The organism is Anaerocolumna sp. AGMB13020 (assembly GCF_033100115.1).
Taxonomy (GTDB): domain Bacteria; phylum Bacillota; class Clostridia; order Lachnospirales; family Lachnospiraceae; genus Anaerocolumna.
In genome coordinates this window covers 5,264,362-5,283,794 of sequence record NZ_CP136910.1, presented here as the reverse complement: position 1 = coordinate 5,283,794, position 19,433 = coordinate 5,264,362, and the positions used below count along the sequence as shown (strand labels likewise).

The following is a 19,433-nucleotide window of genomic DNA, read 5'->3' as shown; positions in this document are numbered from 1 at the left end:
TTTAAGACACTGATATTAATCAATAATTATACAAGACAGTACTAGTCACATGGTTTATAAGAAAGTGCAATATTCCCTCTAAGTTCTTTTAACTTCAGCTTTACAGCAATAACAAATCAATGCCAATCCAATTGCTGTATAGCCAATTCTGCCAAGTACAAATGACACAGGCAGAGCAAATGCCGGATCCAGCGAACCCAAAGCAATCGGATAATGCAGGAAGACACCTCCGCCTATTAAATCCACGGTATAGGGTAAACCAATAAAACTGATGATAAAAATTACTGCCATCAATCCATAAACCAGACTGTTATGAAACCTTCCGGCTATTAATCCGATTCCCAGCACAAATATTACAGGGGGAATCAGCACTACAAGAGCCGGCAGAAGAAACGCTGAAAAATCCTTTAACTGAAATACCACAGCATAAAAGGTGAAACCAAGTACAAGGACACCAATGCATAAAAGCAAATACCCAATCGTGATAACAGTAATGCGGACCAGCATAAACTTCACCGTATCCATCGAAGTCGCAAGAGTTAACCGCTGGACACTTTTTTCTTTCGCCGAATAGATATAGGTAACAAAAAATAAAGTACAGATTAATTGAACAGGCATTACCTGCGCCAGATAATAACCAAAGCTCCAGGGTGAGAAAGGTGCTGTATTCGAAATTCCCATAATTACATTACCAAATAAGGTATACCAGCCATTGAATATAGTAATTGCAAAAAGTATTATATAGAATTTGTTCCACAACAGCCGTTTTGCTTCATATCCAAATAATTTAATCAAGGTTTAAGTCCTCCTTTGTCAGACCGCAGGCATCAAGAAACTCTTGATAACTCAGTTCCGGCTGGTTCGAATTACCAAATATTTCAGCCAGTATCTGATCCATTTTTTCTTCTCCCCCTACCAGCCCTTCGGCCTTTAGGATCTTAAGTGGAATTTCACAGTAATTCATAACAGTAATTTTTGAGTTTTTAATCCTTGCCTGATAAGTTTCCGGCAGTTTGTTCAGGTATTCAGGATTTCTGTGGTAAAAATTTAGATAATAGTCTGAAACTTCCTTTTCCCATACATCAACGTAATGTTTCCTGGCATACTCCGAACCATACTTTTCCTTCATTAACCGGTAGGTGGTATAAACCGTCAAGCCTTCGCCAGACCATCCGCTATCAGTATCCCAGGGAAACATCTTTCCAAGGCCCCACCACTGATGTATGATTTCATGTGCCATAACTTCATTGCCTGAAGCTCCTTTTAGTGGGTCTTTTAAACCTTCTTCACTGAAGCAGTTTTCATCCATTACACTTATACCGTCCATCGCAAATCCGCCTCCCATATAAGCGGTGAGTTCTACCAGCTTAAAGGGATGTTCTTCTGTTATAAAAGGAAAGGCACCATAATGCTTACTGCAATATTCAAATACTTCCTTTAATGTATCATCAACCTTAACACGTTCCATAGCAGCTTTATGTTTGGCACTGTAATAAAAATCAATCTTGGCTCCAGCAGCTTCAATATGCTTCACATCATACTCCGCAGCATAAAGATGCCAGATAATTCCTCCACCGGTGCTTCGCCAGGTTGTTGTACCATCCTTATTCTCCTGAAGCACCTCTATGGTATCTCCTGCCGTAACAGGTATCAGATTGGAAGGCACTGTAATGTCCGCAATGGTTTCCTCGGCACCATAAAAGCCTGGAAGGGGAGCAAAATCCTGATTTACAAGAAATATATAATCCTTGCTAATTTCCGTTTGTCCGGGAAAGGTTTCTTCAATACTCCATAACTTAGGAAAACCTCCATATTCAATAACAAGCTCTATCTCTTTGTCCTTTGGCAGGGTAAAGCTGATTTGTTTCTGATTTAAATCATCATCTTCAAGATCAGTATAATCAATAGCTTTTGAATTGGCAGTCATCTTAAGAATTTTGTAACCGGGATTAACAGATACCATACCCACCTGCTCCTGACCGCTGTCATTTATCAATTGAAGCGTCTGTATTCCATGCTGTTGTCCGCTTTTTACATCCGGCGTTATCTGAACATAATATTTCTTAAGCTGTATTTGTTCGTTATAGACCAGTTTATTATAGGCATCGTAATTTATTTCAAGAGGGCTGTTATCAATAAAAGGCTGTTCGTTATATAAGCAGACAGAACCTGCGATCATAACGATGGACATAATCGGCAAAAACACCTTTCTGCTGTTATGAATCAGGGAACCAGGTAGACCTTTCGCATATCTGCGAACGCATAGTAATGAAAATATCCAGATACCGCCAAGTAAAAGCAGCCAGAATATTCTGTTATACAATACCATCATCAATACATAGGTGTTGCCAAAATCGTCGGAGAGTACCGGAATCACCGGGTTAATCCAACGCAAGATAAAGCTGTTATACATTAATCCCGTTAAATTAGCGCAGGCAAAAATAAAAAAGAGAAGGAAGCTTATATCCACCCGTTTTACGATTTGATATATTCCCGTTACTGCCAATACAGCAATGATATAGGCAGGAACCGTGACAAACCAGAAGCATTTTAAATATAAGGACAGCTGAAATACAGTTCCAAGCACAATTACTGTATACGGCAGATACAGGATTGTTAACAGGATACCACATAGGATTGCAGCTATTATTAGCGATGTCATCCTTACGACATTAAGCAGAACCGGTGATACGATACTGTCTGTTATCACGGCAGTTCTATTTCTATGTACCATATCAAATTCATAAAGAGCTAATATGGAAAATAGAAAAGCACCTCCAAATGCACCTGCCAGTGCAGGGTTAGCAATATAAGCCGCTGATCTCATTAAGGTATTAGAAGGTTTGTAGAGGAAATACCCAGCCAGCGGAGTAAGAACAGTAAGAAGCAGAATACACCAGGTAAATCTGGCTCGAAGGATACGCCCTGTTTCAACTTTTAGATAGGTCAGGAAATTCATATGTCCACATCCTCTCTGGTTATCAGATACATATAAGCATCCTCTAAAGTGGGCTCCGTTTGCTTGGCCTCCGGAGGTAATTCCTTGGCTACGATACGGCATCTCACCCCATTTGCAGTATTGATGCGGGTTGTTACATGGTAATCCCCCTGTTCTGCTTGCTTATCCTCTTCCAGGATACCTACATGCTCCCAGGCCATTAAGATTAGCTCCTCCGGTGTACCGTCATATCGTATTCTGCCTTCATGTAATACAATCAGCCGGTTGCAGATAGATTGTACATCCTCAATAATATGGGTAGATAATATTACGATTTTATCCTCTGCTTTTTTTGAAAACAGATTTCGGAAATTTATTCTTTCCTCGGGATCAAGCCCTACGGTAGGTTCATCAAATATAAGCAAATCAGGATTGCCAAGGAATGCCTGTGCGATACCAACTCTTTGTCTTTGTCCTCCTGAGAGCGTTTTGATCTTGGATTTGCTTTTCTCCCCCAGATTCGTTTCCTTTATTGCTTCCTTAATCGCTTCTTTACTATTCTTAATTCCTTTTAAAGCAGCCATGTAATCCAAAAACTGATATACTGTCAGCTCATCATATAAACCAAAGGTCTGAGGCAGATAACCCAATGAAGCTTTTAATTTTTTTTCATTTTTTAGTAATTCCACTCCATTCACTGCTATATTACCGGAAGTAGGCAGCAATTCAGCTACCAGCAGTTTCATAAGTGTTGATTTACCGGCACCATTTGGTCCAACCAATCCGATTAAGTTAGGACTTTTCATCTCAATGGTAACATCATTAAGAGCCTTTTTCCCTCCCGGATAAATTTTATTGATCTGATTAATTGAGATATCCATTATAAACCCCTTTCTATATTAGAAATTTCTCTTTCCAAATTAAACTACCTATAACCTTAATCCCTGAATTATTTCATCTGCCTGTCCAAATAATAACTGCTTTCTGAGCTGACACCAATTTCTTCGTCTTCCCCTGCCTCAATTATTTCAGTGGTTATATCAGTGGTTACAGCAATTACTGTTTGTACCGTTGTTGTGTTAAAATCGACTCCTGTCAGTATGATTCCGAATAAGGCCATACCTAGTATCACGGCACCTGCTTTCTTCTCGCTACCATCCATAATAGAATAGATTCTTTTCATTATGCCCTTCCTACCATTTGATAAATTGGCAGAAAAAACTGGCTCTGCTTTGGAAAGCCCCTGCATCATTCCTATAATCGTTTCACAATACCGTATTTTTTTCTCGGTATCAGAGCCTTTCACCACTTCATAATCACAGGATAATTCGCATTGCTCTCCGATTGCTTTGCCCATAAGGTATACCAGAGGATTAAACCAATTGATTGCTGTTGCTATCAGCACCAAGCCCTTATACCAAAGATCCTTTCTTATAAAATGAATCAGCTCATGCCGCAATATCAGAGAAAGCTCTTCATCGGATAAATCCATAGCAGGAAGTACTAAAACCGGTTTTACAAAGCCTATCTGCATTGGACTTGAAATACATGGGCTAATCAGTAATCTGACAGGTTTTGATATTCCCATATCACGGCTTAGCTTCTGCAACTGCTTGTATTCCGCAGAAGCCTTATCCTCTTCTCCCCAACGCCTTAACAGCTTTGTGAATCGGTAATGCTTTCGTCCCTGGCAAAGGATAAAACTTATGAATCCAATAAGCCATACGCTTTCAATTATCTGATGTGAGGGGAGGCTTTCACTCTCAGTCTCCTTTCCTTCCCTCAGATACATATCCTGGTCATTGCCCTGATAATAATTGTAAATAAATATGGGTTCACTTGAGGGACGTTCAAACATGATTTGAAAATGTATACGGAAGGGGATAACTAAACCGATTACAAGAAACAGCCAGGAATAATAGATCCATTTGGCATGATATCTGTTCAGCAATCGTGGTGTTAGGATAAGAAAGCAGATGATTAACAACGACATGGCAGCAGAGTTTGCCACAAGTAATTCCAAAATTCTCTCCATGCTATTTCCTCCTGCTTTTAACCCACTCCATCAGTTCCTCCAGGTCCTTGTCATTGACTTTTTTATCATCATAAAGGGTATTGACAAGGCTAAGAAAAGAGTTCTCATGATAGTTTTTCATAAAGTTTCCTGTTTCCAGCTTAAGATAGTCATCTCGGGTGATTAAGGGAAAGTAAATTCGCTCTTTTCCATTCTTTTCTGTCTTAAGAAAACCTTTATCTACCAATCGAAGCATCAAAGAAATAATTGTAGGCGCTTTCCATCCACGGGTATTCCCCAACTGCTCCATAATTATATTCGTAGTAATAGGCGGTTCATTCATCCAGATAACTTTCATTATTTCAAATTCTGCCTCCGGTAGTTTCTTAATGTCTTTCATATTAGCCTCTCTTTCCGCTGTCTTTTATGCTGTCTTTTATGCTGTTTTTTATGCTGTTTTTCTATGTCTTTTGATATCATCCGGCCCTCTTTACACTTCCGTCATTTAAATTTTTTATTCAGCACTCTTCTTCTCACTATAAATCACCTTCTGTTTACATATCTATTTTTCCATCTCTCCTTCTGTTCTTCTGTCCTCCTGTCCTCCTGTCCTCCTGTCCTTCTATCCTTTTGTCCTTTTTTCCTTTTTTCCTTTTTTCCTTTTTTCCTTCTAACCTTCTGTCCTTCCCTCTTTCTGTCTGTTTCTTTCTCTCCTAAATTCAAATCAAAACCCTTATTTTAACAATTATAATCATATTTTACACTTGTCTAAAATAAAAGTCAATTCTTTTTTTACAATTGCCTAAAATATCTTTAGCTATAATAATAGAGGCCATAGACTTATTGCTTATTGTCTATCGCCTCTACTAATCCAGCTGAACTTTTGCTCCTTTAATAACTTTTGTTTTGGCAAACCTGAAACATGTTAAGAATCTCCCGTATCCCAGCTTAAAAGAAATACAATATTTTTCTGATTATATAGGAGCCTATATAAGCCTCCGATAGTCCTCCCAGTGCCAGAACCATCCCCAATAATATTACCAGAAACATATATTTTCCAATCTTTTCTCTTTTTCCTTTCTTACTAGTCATGTCATATCGCAGACTCTTGCAGAGCCAATATGCGCATCGAATGGAAATCAGTGCAACCGGTATGTAAATCAGATATTGAGGGAAAGTGTAACCAAAGATCAATAAGAGTCCCTTAAAATGATATTTCATAAGGATTACCGAGATAAAAAAGCTACCCTGAAATCCGAGATAAACCAGGCATAGGCAAATAAACGGAATACCAAGGGAGGTTACACATACCATCCAAAAGAGTATAAAATTCTTAAAAAGATCCCAGTATACATATTTCAATAATAACTTATAATCGATGGAGGCTGTCCTTATCTGATACAAATAATCTTTATCCAATATATTTATATTCCCCTGATAGAAGCTCTTAAATACTCTGGCGAATACGATACCGAGAACAGCTCCCATTGCCATTAACAGCAGACCGGCCTTTACTTCTCCCAGTCTGCGCAATTGCTGCTTCACAAAATCCATAATAACACCTGTGCCAACGTCTATAAGATAACATATGAAGCTTATACAAAAATAATGCCGGCTATTAAGCCGGCATAGATAAGTTATTTATTTCGTTTGGTTTTATAAGCCAAAATGGCTGCAATCGTTTTCGCATCTTCAATCTGCCCTGTAAAAATAAAATTAACCAGCTCCTCTACCGTATAGCTTTCCACTGATACGAATTCATCTTCATCAGGGTTCTGCTTCGAAGGAATTAAATGCTCTGTATAATAGATGCCTATTTTTTCATTACAGAAAGCAACCGTTGTATAAAGATCAAATAAATGCTCAATCCGATCTGTTCTGTAACCTGTCTCCTCCTCTAATTCTCTTCCGGCACAGGTTTTCATATCTTCTCCGGGATTCAGGCCTCCAGCAGGTATCTCAAGGGTATATTTTTCCACTGCATTTCTGTATTGTCTGACCATAATAATCTTGCCATCCTCCGTAACCGGGACAATAGCAGCCGCCCCCTTATGACTGATAAAATCCCAATCAGCTGTCTTTCCGCTTGGCAGTCCCATAGTGTCTGTATAGACATCAATGATATGACCTTTGTGGACTGGTGTTCTTTTTAAACGCTTATATTCGTTATCCATATTTACTCCCATCTATTTTCTCTGGCACCTTTTATTTCCAAGCACCAGTACTTTTCACTATTTTATTTACTAAGAGATACCGCCTTTTCGTAGCAGGCATCCGTGGCTTTCATTACCGCATTGCGAAATCCGGATTCTTCCAGAGCTGCTACGGCAGCTATTGTGGTTCCACCTGGAGAACACACCTGATCCTTTAATTTTCCGGGATGCTCTCCTGTTTCCAATACCATCTTTGCTGCTCCCAGTACTGCCTGAGCGGTCAGCTTGTATGCCTTCTCTCTTGGAATCCCATACTTTACTGCGCTGTCTGCCAACGCTTCAATAAACATATAAACGTATGCCGGTGAACTGCCGCTGGCACAGATTAAAGCATTTATATAACCTTCCTCAAACTCCTCGTATTTACCAAAAGCTTCAAAGAACCTGTGAAGCAGTTCTTTCTCAACCTTAGTGTACTCATCTTTGGAATAGCAGACTGCTGTCATTCCTTCTCCTACAAGGGCGGGAGTATTTGGCATAGAGCGAACAACTCTGACTGAAACACCAAGTGCCTCTTTCATAGCAGCAATCGTAATACCTGCCGCTGCAGAAATCAAGATATGCTCCGTTGTCAGACTATCCTTTATATCAGCATATACCTCATGAAAAAACTGAGGTTTAACCGCTAATACAATATATTTACAGGACTGGACCAACTCCTTGTTGTTATTTGCAAAATTAACTCCGGTCTTTTGATTTATGAATTCTTTTCTTTCAGCTCTCACACAATTAAACAAAAGAGATTCCTTTCCAAACACCTTTACAGCTCCCATAAGCATTGGTAATCCCATATTACCGACACCTATAAATCCGATTTTATCCATTGTAATCCTCCTGGTTCCATTCCCTGCTACCCTGAATTTTTTATCAGGACTTGTATACTAATAATATCACAAAATCTAACAAATAACAAACTATCTCCCATTATATTGCAAGCCCTATTAAGTTATAGTCCAAATAAGAAGTATAAAACTACTTTATCACATTAGCTGCCCATTACCTACAGCATCTGCTTACAAATATGGTAATACAACAATTCAGAATGCGTAAGCCCTTTATTTCATACTTCCTCAATGCCAGCTTAAACCATATCATTTTATCAGATTAAAGTATTAAATTACCTGATTTCAAAAAAAGATGGCGAAATTCCTATATTAGGAATTTCGACCATCTTAATAACTATTCATTATTTTGCGTAATCTGTCACTCGTGATTCCCTGATTACATTAACCTTAATCTGACCCGGATACTCCAGCTCAGACTCAATTTGCTTTGATATGTCACGGGCAAGTAATATCATGTCTGCATCAGATATCTGATCTGGCACTACCATAATACGTACTTCTCTGCCTGCTTGTATCGCAAATGACTTATCTACTCCCTTAAAGCTATTGGAGATATCTTCTAATTGTTTCAATCTGTTTGTGTATGTTTCTAATGTTTCTCTTCTGGCACCTGGTCTCGCAGCCGAAATGGTGTCCGCAGCCTGTACGATGCACGCAATCAATGATTCAGGTTCCACATCGCCGTGATGGGATTCTACTGCATTAATTACAATTGCAGATTCCTTATACTTTCTGCACAAATCAACACCGATTTGAATATGTGAGCCTTCCATTTCATGGTCAACAGATTTACCAATATCATGCAGTAATCCGGCTCTCTTTGCCATTCTGATATCAACGCCTATCTCACCGGCAAGTAATCCGGATAATTGGGCAACTTCTATAGAATGTTTTAAAGCATTTTGTCCATAACTTGTTCTAAACTTCATCTTACCGAGAAGTCTGACAAGCTCAGGATGAATTCCATGAACACCAACTTCAAGAGTTGCTGCTTCACCTTCTTCTCGAATCATGACTTCAACTTCTTTTTGAGCCTTTTCCACCATCTCTTCAATTCTTGCAGGATGGATTCGTCCGTCCACAATCAGCTTTTCAAGGGCAATTCTTGCCACTTCTCTTCTGATAGGGTCAAATCCGGATAGAATTACGGCTTCAGGAGTATCATCAATTATAAGATCAACACCTGTAAGGGTCTCAAGGGTACGAATGTTCCTTCCTTCCCTTCCGATAATTCTTCCTTTCATCTCATCATTTGGAAGCTGTACAACGGATATGGTAGTTTCTGCCACATGATCTGCTGCGCATTTCTGTATTGCAGTAACAACATAATCCTTTGCTTTTTTGTCTGCTTCTTCTTTTGCTTTGCTTTCAAGTTCCTTAACTAACATTGCAGTTTCATGCTTAACTTCGTCTTCAACTGTCTTTAAAAGATATTCTTTCGCTTGTTCGGAGGTAAGTCCTGAAATCTTCTCCAATTCCTGCAGCTGTCTTGCATGAAGCTCTTCAGCTTCTGCCTTGATTTTGTCAAGTTCAGCCTCTTTTGCAGAGAGTCTGGATTCTTTCTTCTCGAGTGCTTCGATTTTCCTGTCTAAGGTTTCTTCCTTGGACAGAACCCTTTTTTCATAACGTTGAACTTCTGCTCGTCTTTCCTTCGTTTCCTTCTCTAACTCATTCTTAGTCTTTAAAGACTCTTCCTTTGCTTCAAGTAAGGCTTCTCTTTTCTTAGTTTCAGCTGTTTTTAAAGCTTCATCTATGATTTCCCTTGCTTTTTCTTCTGCAGTACCTATCTTGGCTTCTACAACCTTAACATGGTAGGAAATAGCAAGTTTCCAGACAAGAGGAACAACGATGGCCGAGGTTGCAATAATAGTTATTATTACCCAAACTGGTATCGGCACTGGAGCACCTCCTTATTGAATTTTCATTGTACAAATATACAACATATAAATTTTATACTGTTTTCATGAGTATGTCAAGTATCCCCATTAAATTTTTATGCATTATGTCAAATTCCACCGAAATTAGACACAATAACCTAAAACCCATCATGACTTTCTTATATTCTTGCTAACAGTTCTATAAAATAATTATTTTCTTCCAGTAATAAGAAAAAGGTTATTATATTGGATGTTTTCATTTACAGAAAGATAAATAAGTTGAACCCTATAATCGATTTTTCAGGATCAAATAACCTGAAGAAATAGATTATTATGATTCAACTTATCTTGTTGGCTTCTATTTAGTATTATAGACCCTTTCATTGATTTTCATTTCCCTGTCAAAGTATAAAAATGCTTAAACTAAGGTATTTTATGCTTTTATAGGTACAAAAATTTATATCAATTACATAGTTCTCCCATATAATAAAATCCTTTGCATTCAGCCAGCTTAACCTTAACTATTTTACCGATCTGTTCCTCAGATCCTTTAAAATGTACAAGAATATTATTGCTGAGCCTTCCAGTCATAAGAGAAGGATCCTGCCCATTTATCTCTTCTACCAGTACTTCTTCCACATTTCCTGCTACTCTTGCTGTCATTTCGGAGGAAATCTTCTGAACCACCTTTAGCAATCTGTCAAAACGATCCTTGGCAACCAATTCTTCTACCTGATTCTCCATTACCGAAGCGGGAGTACCGGAACGTTTGGAATAAAGAAAGGTGTACGCACTGTCATAACGCACTTTTTCCACAACCTCCAGGGTCTCTAAGAAATCCTCCTCCGTCTCACCCGGGAAGCCAATAATAATGTCTGTAGTCAGGGAAATATCAGGCATAGCGGTCTTAATCCGGTCAACCAAGCTCAGGTAATCTTCTTTGGTATAACTTCTGTTCATCTTCTTTAACACATTGGTACTGCCAGCCTGAACCGGTAAATGAAGATGCTTACATATCTTCTTTGAATTCTTCATTACTTCAATCAAATCATCGGATAAGTCCTTTGGATGAGAGGTCATAAATCTTATTCTCTCAAGTCCTTCTATTTCCTCCAAGAGTTTAAGCAGACCGGCAAAGGTAGTCTTCTCCTCAAGGCTTTTTCCATAGGAATTAACATTCTGACCAAGCAGCATAATTTCTATTACGCCGTCAGCTACCAGTTCTTTTACTTCCTTTACAATATCCTCGGGATTTCTGCTTCTCTCCCTGCCTCTTACATAAGGAACAATACAATAACTGCAAAAATTGTTGCAGCCATACATAATATTTACACCAGCTTTAAATTTGTATTTTCTCTCGCTGGGCAGATCCTCCACAATGAGATTGGTATCCTTCCAGATATCGATTATCATGGTCTTACTGTGTATTCTGGTATGCATAAGTTCTGCCATCTTAAAGATATTATGCGTTCCGAAGATCATATCTACGAATCGGTAGCTCTTCTTGATCTTATCTACAACTGCATCCTCCTGCATCATACAACCGCACAGGGCAATCATCATATTGGGATTCTTTCTCTTTAAGCTGTTCAAATATCCAAGTCTTCCATAAACACGGGTATTGGCATTCTCTCTTACTGTACAGGTATTGTAAACAACAAAATCGGCCTCTTCTCCTTCTATCTGATGATAACCTATCTGCTCCAGGATTCCTGCCAGTTTCTCGGAGTCCTTGGCATTCATCTGACACCCGAAGGTAACTACCGAAAAGGTTAAGGGACGATTAATTTCTTTTTCTTTATTTCTTACCCATTCCCTGCATTTTGCCATAAAATAATATTGGCGCTCCGGCTCGGTTATAGGTTCTTTGCTATTTAAATCAAATTCATCAAGATCCATAAGTACACTGCTCATTCCATATTCTCAACTTTCAATATACATTTATCTGGTGCCGCATCCTAAAATTATATCTTATGTAGCCCGAAAATACAATACTCAAGTAACTCAAAAACGGGGTAACCAGCATATGCGCAGGCTACCCAGGAAAACACTTACAGGCATTATTTCATAAATCTATATCTGATTCTTAAGAGGACTCTCTTCAGATGAATAAACATATTATGAAACCGAATCTTCTTACCAAAATATACTGCCAATCGAAAAAACACAAACCCTATTGATGTATAGAAAAGTATCAGAAATAATGATATTAACATAAAGCTCTCATCCTCTCACATGAATAATCAGATAGATAACCTTTTATAACACTCCTCTGTATACTGTTCTCTACATCAGCTATATTGGACTTTGTAATTTTCGTTCTGTTAGCTGCTGCACTAACATGTGGTTCCAGACTGCTCCAGCTATAAAATATTACCATAACAATAACTAAAATAAAATATCTTCTGTATTTCCCCAACTTTCTTCCCCCTATTAATTCATATACAGGTAAATTATAACATGCTGCCTTTCTACTGTATATCATCCTGTTAATTTATAATGTAAGTCATATACTTGCCATAATATCAGCATTACAAATATTACCTTGAATATATAACCTTATATTCTCCCCTACTAGTGCAAATACTTATTTTCATCTAATTTCTTCTTATAATGTTCATGTTTTTCATTAATGACTGTTTCAATATCAATCTCATAATAATTACATATTCGAAATACTCTCAAAATTAAATCTGCAAGTGCTGCCGGTACTCCTCTGGGATTATTATCACCACGATAATAACTGTAAGTAACATGGTATCTGTTACCGGCTGCTTCTTCCGTCACCTTTGATAAATCCAGATGGCAGTATGCTATAGCTTCTGTAAATCTACACTCATCAACTTCACGGTCTTTTCCTGCCGGTGGATATTTTCCGGCCTCCTTCACAAAACTGCTGAGATTTAATACATTCTCGTCTCGGATTTGACAGACACTGTTCTTTTCAATATTTAGCTTTCCTTTAACATATAGATTTAATACCTGCCGTCCCAAATCCCACAGTGTCTCATTATATTCCTGGACAGTTCCTGCTCCAGGCTCCTGCAGTTTCTTTGCTTTATGTAACAGTCTTTCCAGCTTATTCATATCTGCCCCTCTTCGAATGTAATGAAATTGAATGATCACTGACTGCTAAAATGCCTATGTAACCGGATTTATTGGAATGTGTCTTTTTATTGAAAAATATTCTGACACGCCCTTATAAATCAAATTTCATAGGCAGCTTAATTCGTTTCGTTATTTTTACCCGGCTTTCTTCAGGGCCTTATTTGTCCGCTGCCGAAAATAATATATTTCGTAGAGGTTAAAGCAAGAAGCCCCATAGGTCCTCTGGCGTGGAGTTTTTGAGTACTGATTCCGATTTCTGCTCCAAACCCAAATTCTGCACCATCGGTAAAACGGGTTGACGCATTAACATAAACTGCTGCTGCATCTATCTCGTTCAGAAATTTCATGGAATTGTTATAATCCTTTGTAATAATTGCTTCTGAATGCCCAGTATTATATTGATTAATATGTTCTATGGCTTCTTCAATGGAATCCACGACTTTTAATGAAATGATTCTGTCCAGGTATTCGGTAGCATAATCTTCTTCCGTTGCTGCTTCTATCTTGGGACAAATCTCTCTGGAGATTTCATCCCCTCTGATAATCACCTGATTCTTTTGCAGCATTTCATATAAAACCGGGAGAAAGGTATCTTTTATACTGCTGTGCACAACCAGTGACTCACAGGCATTACAGACCCCCAGACGCTGGGTTTTGGCATTGTGTATTATATTTAATGCCATTTCAAAGTCGGCTGTTTCATCCACAAATACATGGCAGTTACCGGTTCCTGTCTCAATTACCGGAATGGTACTGTTCTCTACTACTGTTTTGATAAGCCCCGTACCGCCTCTGGGTATTAAGAGATCAACATACTTATTCATGCACATTAACTGTTTCGCAGTTTCTCTGCTGGTATCCCAAACCAACTGTATGGCATCTTCTGTTATACCTGTATGGGCAAGTGCTTCTCGAATAACATCTACTATAGCAGTATTGGAATGAATTGCATCGCTTCCGCCTCTTAATATTACTGCATTACTAGTTTTAAAGCATAAAGCGAAAGCATCTGCTGTAACATTTGGTCTGGATTCATAAATGATACCGATAACCCCCATTGGGACTCTCTTCTGCCCAATCAAGAGTCCGTTTGGTCTTTCTTTCATGGATAAAACTTCACCAACAGGATCCTCTAAGGCTGCAATATCAATAAGCCCCTCCGCCATCGCTTCAATTCTGGCTTCCGTTAACCGCAGTCTGTCAATGAGTGCATCCGTCATACCATTTTCTTTGGCCTTATCTACGTCTGAGATATTAGCATTTAGTATTTTATCCCTATGACTTTTTAATGCCTGGGCTGCTGCTTTCAGACCCTCTATTTTCTTTTCCTGACTGAGAGTATTTAGACGGGTCGCCGCTTTTTTTGCCTTTTTTCCTATCTCTACCAACTCCATGAAATCACCCTTTCTGCTTTTTTTGCTTATAGATTATCAAAAAAACGTATTTGTGAACAATCGATTACATATCCCTGCTCATATTTGAAAACCACTTGTGCCTTATTTACAGCTGATTGTATGAGTTATGTGCAGGCAGCTCAGCACAATGAGCGAAGTTAAAGCAGAACTGCCTAATAGGAGGATACAACCAGTTTTTCTGACTATATTAATGTATAGAACTAAATAATTTCTGAATAATAAGCATTTGAATTATATTCTTAATACGCCGTCTTTGGTTATGAGAATATCTATTTTAACATCATGTGCTTCAAAAGGTATCTCCTCATACACTTGAAATCCATAGGCAAAGCAAATTTTTAGAAAAGATTCCTCGTGGGATATAAAATACCTGTCATAAAAACTTTTTCCATACCCGATACGATTTCCTTGTTTGTCAAAGGCCAGACCCGGTACTAATATTAAATTAAAGTTCTTTTCTAATTGAAGTATATCAACAGGCTCCGGTTCCGGAATTCCAAAAGCGCTTTCTTCCAGATCGGAAATAGAGTTGATATAATAAAATTCAATCGTTTCCTTCATGACTCTCGGGAGTGCTACTTTTTTACCGTCAAGGAGTGCCTGTCTGATCAAAGGCAGTGTATTGACCTCCTGGTTAAATGCTGCATAGAGTATTAACTGGCTGCACTCCTTATATTCTCTTAACGCCAGAAATTGTTCTCTGATTATACTGCTCTGCAGGTCAATTACCTCCTTGGAGAGGGATGCTTTCTGCTCTCTGATTTCCTGCCTTATCTCTTCTTTCTTCATTAATGTTTATCCTTTTTTGATAGTTCAGTTACCGTCCCGTCAGGATTTAAGATACTTATCTGATTAAGCGTACCCCTTAGATTATTTCTCACAGATTGGATATATTCACCGCGAAGCTTCACCTGCTCTTCTTTTTCTTCCGCCGTAAGTCCTGCTTCCTGAGATTTTTTGTATAATTCATTTATTCTTGTCAATTTTAAATCTTCCATATGCATTCCTCTTCTAATTTGTGTTTATAAACTTATTGCTGTTTATACATCTTATTTTTTATTTTGAGTATTGTTTTGTGCTGATATAGTCCAATAATATGAACTTTTCATCTTTATGAGCCTTAAAGAAGGTACCTTTATTCTCCCCGCTTACAATAGCACTGATTACACTGACATCCTCACCATTGGCTATTACCATGTCTGCACCGGAAGCCGTAGCAATCTTCGCAGCACTGATCTTTGTAGCCATTCCGCCTGTTCCTACTAAGGAAGAGGAATCCTTCGCCATATTATCCAGATTCGTGTCGATATGCTCGACATAATCTATAAACTCAGCCTGGGGATTTTTCTTCGGATCATCCGTATAGAGTCCGTCTATATCAGACAACAGTATTAAGAGGTCAGCTTGTATCAGCGCACTAACGATTGCGGAAAGAGTATCATTATCACCAAATTCAAGCTCATCGGTAGAAACAGTATCATTTTCATTAACAATTGGAATAACACCTTTTCGGAACAATTCCTCAAAGGTATTAAAAGCATTTGCTCTGCTGATATCATTAATCATTGTATATTTGGTCATTAATATTTGTGCCGGAATCTGGTTGTATTCAGCAAACAACTTCTGATATACCATCATCAGTCTTGCCTGTCCCACTGCAGCACAGGCCTGCTTCTCTACTTTCTCAGTTGGTCTCTTTTGCAGGCCTAACGTTTCCTTTCCTACAGCAATAGCTCCGGAGGATACTAATATCACATCTTTTCCCTGATTTCTGATATCTGTCAGTATACGTACTAATTTCTCCATTTTAGAGAGATTGATACGTCCTGTTTCTTCATGGGTCAATGAAGATGATCCTATCTTAATAACAATTCTTTTCTTATCCTTTAACAGTTCTCTTAAAGACACTTGTGATTCATCCTTCCCCGAGGCTTAAATCCTCTCTCTGATGACAGCCCCTCTTAATATTCATAACAATTATTATTATTGTACATTAATTTCCATGTGGTGTAAATATCCGCTTTGTATATTTTGTTAAAAATTACTGTATTCCTTTACCACGCTGCCCTCTCAGAATACATATAATTCCACATCATTCTAATTATATGCTTCATTTGCCTTATATTTGGAGGCAATCGCTTCAAATACTTTGATTCCGTCAATTGCCGCAGAGGTGATTCCTCCGGCGTAACCAGCACCTTCACCACAGGGATATATACCTTTAATACTGGCTTCAAAAAATTCATCCCGTTCCATTCGAAGGGGGGAAGAGGTTCTTGTCTCCACACCGGTTAAAACAGCTTCTTCGTTGGAAAACCCTTCTATTCTTCTCTCAAAAGCCTGGATTCCGTCCATCAGTGCAGTTGATACATATTCCGGCAGACAATCCCTTAGGTTTGCCAGATTATACTCCCCTTTGGTATTCGGTGTTATGCTGCCAAAGCCGCTGCTTGTCCTGTTGCATTTGAAATCACCATAGAGCTGCACCGGTATTCGTCCTCTTCCGGCTTCATAAGCTTTTGCTTCCCAAATCCTTTGAAATTCAACACCTATCATAGGATTCTCCTCCGCACCTACACCATCGTACGTCTCTTTGAAGCCCTGCTCGTCTTTCAGAACCAGTTCCTTAAAATCTGGTGGAGTAACCGTTACGATTAAGGCACTGTTCGCATTCCTTTCATCTCTGGCATGATTACTCATACCATTTACTGCAAGGCGACCTTCTTCTGAGGAAGCGTTTACGACAAACCCGCCCGGGCACATGCAAAAAGAATAAATCCCTCTGCCATTCACAGCATTGTGGGTCAGTTTATAGTCTGCCGGAGGAAGCTCTGTATACCTGTTGCCATACTGGTTCCGGCTGATCAGAATCTGCGGGTGTTCCATACGAAGTCCAATGGCGAAGGATTTCGAAGTCAGTTTCATTCTCTTCTCCCAAAGGAGTTTAAAGGTATCTCTTGCACTGTGTCCCAATGCCAGTACCAGACAATCACAGGAAAGAAACTCCTCATGGTTTAGTTCGACTCCGGTTATTGTTCCTTTTTCAGTCTTAACATCCGTAAGGCAGGTATTGAACCTCACCTCACCGCCAAGGCTTTTTATTTCCTCCCTGATGGCTTTCACCACGTTTCTTAATTTATCCGTGCCAATATGGGGTTTATTAAGGTATAGGATTTCCTCCGGTGCTCCATGCTCTGCAAGGATCTTTAGAACTTCCTGATTTCTTCCCCATTTGTCTTTGACAAGGGTGTTAAGCTTCCCATCAGAAAAGGTTCCTGCACCGCCTTCTCCAAATTGAACATTGGACTCTCTGTTAAGCTTCCCGCTTTTCCAGAATTCTTCTACCGATTTAACACGGCTGTCAACCTCTTCTCCACGTTCCAGTATAATGGGATTGTATCCGTTTCTTGCAAGCATTAGCCCGCAGAATAATCCGGCAGGGCCAAAGCCAGCTATAACAGGACGTTGAGAAAGCTTATTTATACCGGAGGGTTTAAAATCGTAACCAGCCGCTTTTGCGATGGTTACGTTTGGCGCTTTTAGTTTTGCAAGTTTTTTCTCTTCAGCGGCTATCTGTACCTCTACCTGATAGACATAAAATATATCTTCTTTTCTGGCATCAATGGATTTCTTTGTTATAACAAGCTGTTGTATTTCCTGCTCTGTTATTTTTAAGGTTTTTGCCGCAAGCTTATATAAATCCCCTGTACTATGACCAACTCTTAATTTTAACTGGGATATTTGTAACATCTCTTACCTCTTTTTCTGTGTAGGCGAAACTTCTGCTTTTTATTTTTTTCCTTTTCGCCAGCTTATATATGTGTACCCGCCGCATGGCCGCTGGACCATGCCCATTGCAGATTATACCCACCGCAGGTACCATCAACATCTATTATCTCTCCTGCAAAGTAAAGTCCTTTTATAAGTTTTGACTCCATCGTTACGGGGTTAATTTCCTTTGTGTCAATTCCCCCTGCCATTACCTGGGCATGTTCAAAGGAATGCGTGTCTGTTATAGTTACTTTCCATTCTTTTAACTGATTCACAAGGATCGTCAGTTGAGAATCCTTTATATCCTCTATCCTATAATAAGGGTCCAATTTACTCTCCTTTATTGCAGCATAAGCGAGTTTTTTATTTAGCAGTCCCAGAAAAGCTTCCTCCAGGGTTTCTTTCACATTACGCTTTAACCTGTAATACAGCATTTCTTTTAATTCTTCTTTTGTGAGAAACGGAAGAAAATCAAGCACAACTGTTACTTTGCTTCCTCTGTTAAGTGCTTCTGCTGCATAACGGCTTATCTGCATTACCGGAATTCCAGACAATCCATACTCAGCAAGTAAAACCTCACCTTTTTCAGATGTCTTCCGCTGGTTTTCAATATACAGGCTGACCTCTGCTTCTGTTCTGACACCTGAGAGGATCTTAAAGTATTTCGCCCCTGATTTTAACTGTACAAGTGCCGGTAAAGGCGTGAGAATGTTATGTCCTAATTCACGGGCGATAGAAAGTCCGCTTCCGTCCGAGCCATGGGCAGGTGCTGCCTTCCCCCCTGCTGCCAGGATAATTCCGTCTGCCTGGTATTTTCTATCCTCCAAATAGACAGAGAGACCCTTATCAATTTTCTGTACATGGGCATTACATTCAATCGTAACACCGGTTCTCGCCGCCTCCAGCAATAACACCTCTAATACAGAAGAGGCCTGTCCTGAGTTAGGGTATAGATATCCATTTCTGTCCAAGGGATAGATACCAATCTCCTTAAAAAAATCAACGGTCGCGTTCACATTAAAAGCCCTTAAAGCTTCCCTGGCAAAAGATGGATTACTGCTACGATAGCAGTCTTCCTTCTGGACCAGGTTGGTATAATTGCATTTCCCATTACCGGTTGCAAGAATTTTCTTCCCCGGCTTGTCCTTGTGTTCCAGTACCGTAACCTTTTTGTTTCTTCTTGCTGCGCAAATTGCTGCAAAAAGTCCTGAGGCTCCTCCTCCGACTATATATATTCCGCTCATTGGCCATG

At 39.1% G+C, this 19,433-nt stretch carries 17 protein-coding genes; all 17 read right to left on the bottom strand.

All coding sequences use genetic code 11. The annotated features are described in order from the left end of the window. Positions 1-78: 78 nt before the first annotated feature. The 17 genes from R2R35_RS22175 to R2R35_RS22095 all read right to left on the bottom strand — a co-directional run bounded on the left by R2R35_RS22175 (position 79) and on the right by R2R35_RS22095 (position 19,425). On the bottom strand, positions 79-795 hold the full coding sequence (locus tag R2R35_RS22175) for a hypothetical protein (RefSeq protein WP_317732037.1): 717 nt from the start codon (positions 793-795) through the stop codon (positions 79-81). Then, a complete protein-coding gene (locus R2R35_RS22170; RefSeq protein ID WP_317732036.1) occupies positions 788-2,959 on the bottom strand; it encodes a hypothetical protein in 2,172 nt (723 codons plus the stop codon). Before R2R35_RS22170 ends, R2R35_RS22175 begins: the two co-directional genes overlap by 8 nt. Then, positions 2,956-3,819: an ABC transporter ATP-binding protein gene (locus R2R35_RS22165; RefSeq protein WP_317732035.1), complete on the bottom strand. Its 864-nt coding sequence runs from the start codon at positions 3,817-3,819 to the stop codon at positions 2,956-2,958. The genes R2R35_RS22170 and R2R35_RS22165 overlap by 4 nt, the downstream gene beginning before the upstream one ends. Positions 3,820-3,887: 68 nt before the next feature. Continuing rightward, entirely contained in the window at positions 3,888-4,973 is a 1,086-nt protein-coding gene (locus R2R35_RS22160) for a M56 family metallopeptidase (protein ID WP_317732034.1), read from the bottom strand. Between the two features lies 1 nt (position 4,974). Beyond that, complete coding sequence (locus tag R2R35_RS22155) at positions 4,975-5,352, bottom strand: BlaI/MecI/CopY family transcriptional regulator (protein WP_317732033.1); 378 nt, start codon at positions 5,350-5,352, stop codon at positions 4,975-4,977. 548 nt (positions 5,353-5,900) lie between these two features. After that, on the bottom strand, positions 5,901-6,506 hold the full coding sequence (locus R2R35_RS22150) for a stage II sporulation protein M (protein ID WP_317732032.1): 606 nt from the start codon (positions 6,504-6,506) through the stop codon (positions 5,901-5,903). 83 nt (positions 6,507-6,589) lie between these two features. Next, entirely contained in the window at positions 6,590-7,126 is a 537-nt protein-coding gene (locus tag R2R35_RS22145; protein WP_317732031.1) for an NUDIX hydrolase, read from the bottom strand. Positions 7,127-7,188: 62 nt separating this feature from the next. Beyond that, the gene (proC, locus tag R2R35_RS22140; RefSeq protein ID WP_317732030.1) at positions 7,189-7,989 is read right to left on the bottom strand and encodes a pyrroline-5-carboxylate reductase; all 801 of its coding nucleotides are present in this window, start codon (positions 7,987-7,989) and stop codon (positions 7,189-7,191) included. Positions 7,990-8,351: 362 nt separating this feature from the next. Then, positions 8,352-9,902: a ribonuclease Y gene (gene rny, locus R2R35_RS22135; RefSeq protein WP_317734840.1), complete on the bottom strand. Its 1,551-nt coding sequence runs from the start codon at positions 9,900-9,902 to the stop codon at positions 8,352-8,354. Positions 9,903-10,349: 447 nt separating this feature from the next. Next, a complete protein-coding gene (gene miaB / locus R2R35_RS22130) occupies positions 10,350-11,801 on the bottom strand; it encodes a tRNA (N6-isopentenyl adenosine(37)-C2)-methylthiotransferase MiaB (RefSeq protein ID WP_317732029.1) in 1,452 nt (483 codons plus the stop codon). Between the two features lie 660 nt (positions 11,802-12,461). Continuing rightward, a complete protein-coding gene (locus R2R35_RS22125) occupies positions 12,462-12,974 on the bottom strand; it encodes a hypothetical protein (protein WP_317732028.1) in 513 nt (170 codons plus the stop codon). A 170-nt stretch (positions 12,975-13,144) separates the two neighbouring features. After that, positions 13,145-14,389, bottom strand: a complete 1,245-nt coding sequence (locus R2R35_RS22120; RefSeq protein ID WP_317732027.1) for a glutamate-5-semialdehyde dehydrogenase — start codon at positions 14,387-14,389, stop codon at positions 13,145-13,147. 252 nt (positions 14,390-14,641) lie between these two features. Further along, positions 14,642-15,199, bottom strand: coding sequence for a 5-formyltetrahydrofolate cyclo-ligase (locus tag R2R35_RS22115; protein WP_317732026.1), 558 nt, complete (start codon positions 15,197-15,199; stop codon positions 14,642-14,644). Next, positions 15,199-15,408, bottom strand: a complete 210-nt coding sequence (locus R2R35_RS22110) for a DUF896 domain-containing protein (RefSeq protein ID WP_317732025.1) — start codon at positions 15,406-15,408, stop codon at positions 15,199-15,201. Before R2R35_RS22110 ends, R2R35_RS22115 begins: the two co-directional genes overlap by 1 nt. Before the next feature lie 58 nt (positions 15,409-15,466). Further along, the gene (proB, locus tag R2R35_RS22105; protein WP_317732024.1) at positions 15,467-16,318 is read right to left on the bottom strand and encodes a glutamate 5-kinase; all 852 of its coding nucleotides are present in this window, start codon (positions 16,316-16,318) and stop codon (positions 15,467-15,469) included. 189 nt (positions 16,319-16,507) lie between these two features. Then, complete coding sequence (locus tag R2R35_RS22100; RefSeq protein ID WP_317732023.1) at positions 16,508-18,160, bottom strand: NAD(P)/FAD-dependent oxidoreductase; 1,653 nt, start codon at positions 18,158-18,160, stop codon at positions 16,508-16,510. A gap of 62 nt (positions 18,161-18,222) precedes the next feature. Then, positions 18,223-19,425 (bottom strand): NAD(P)/FAD-dependent oxidoreductase, encoded by a 1,203-nt coding sequence (locus tag R2R35_RS22095; protein WP_317732022.1) that lies wholly within the window; start codon positions 19,423-19,425, stop codon positions 18,223-18,225. Positions 19,426-19,433 lie beyond the last annotated feature (8 nt).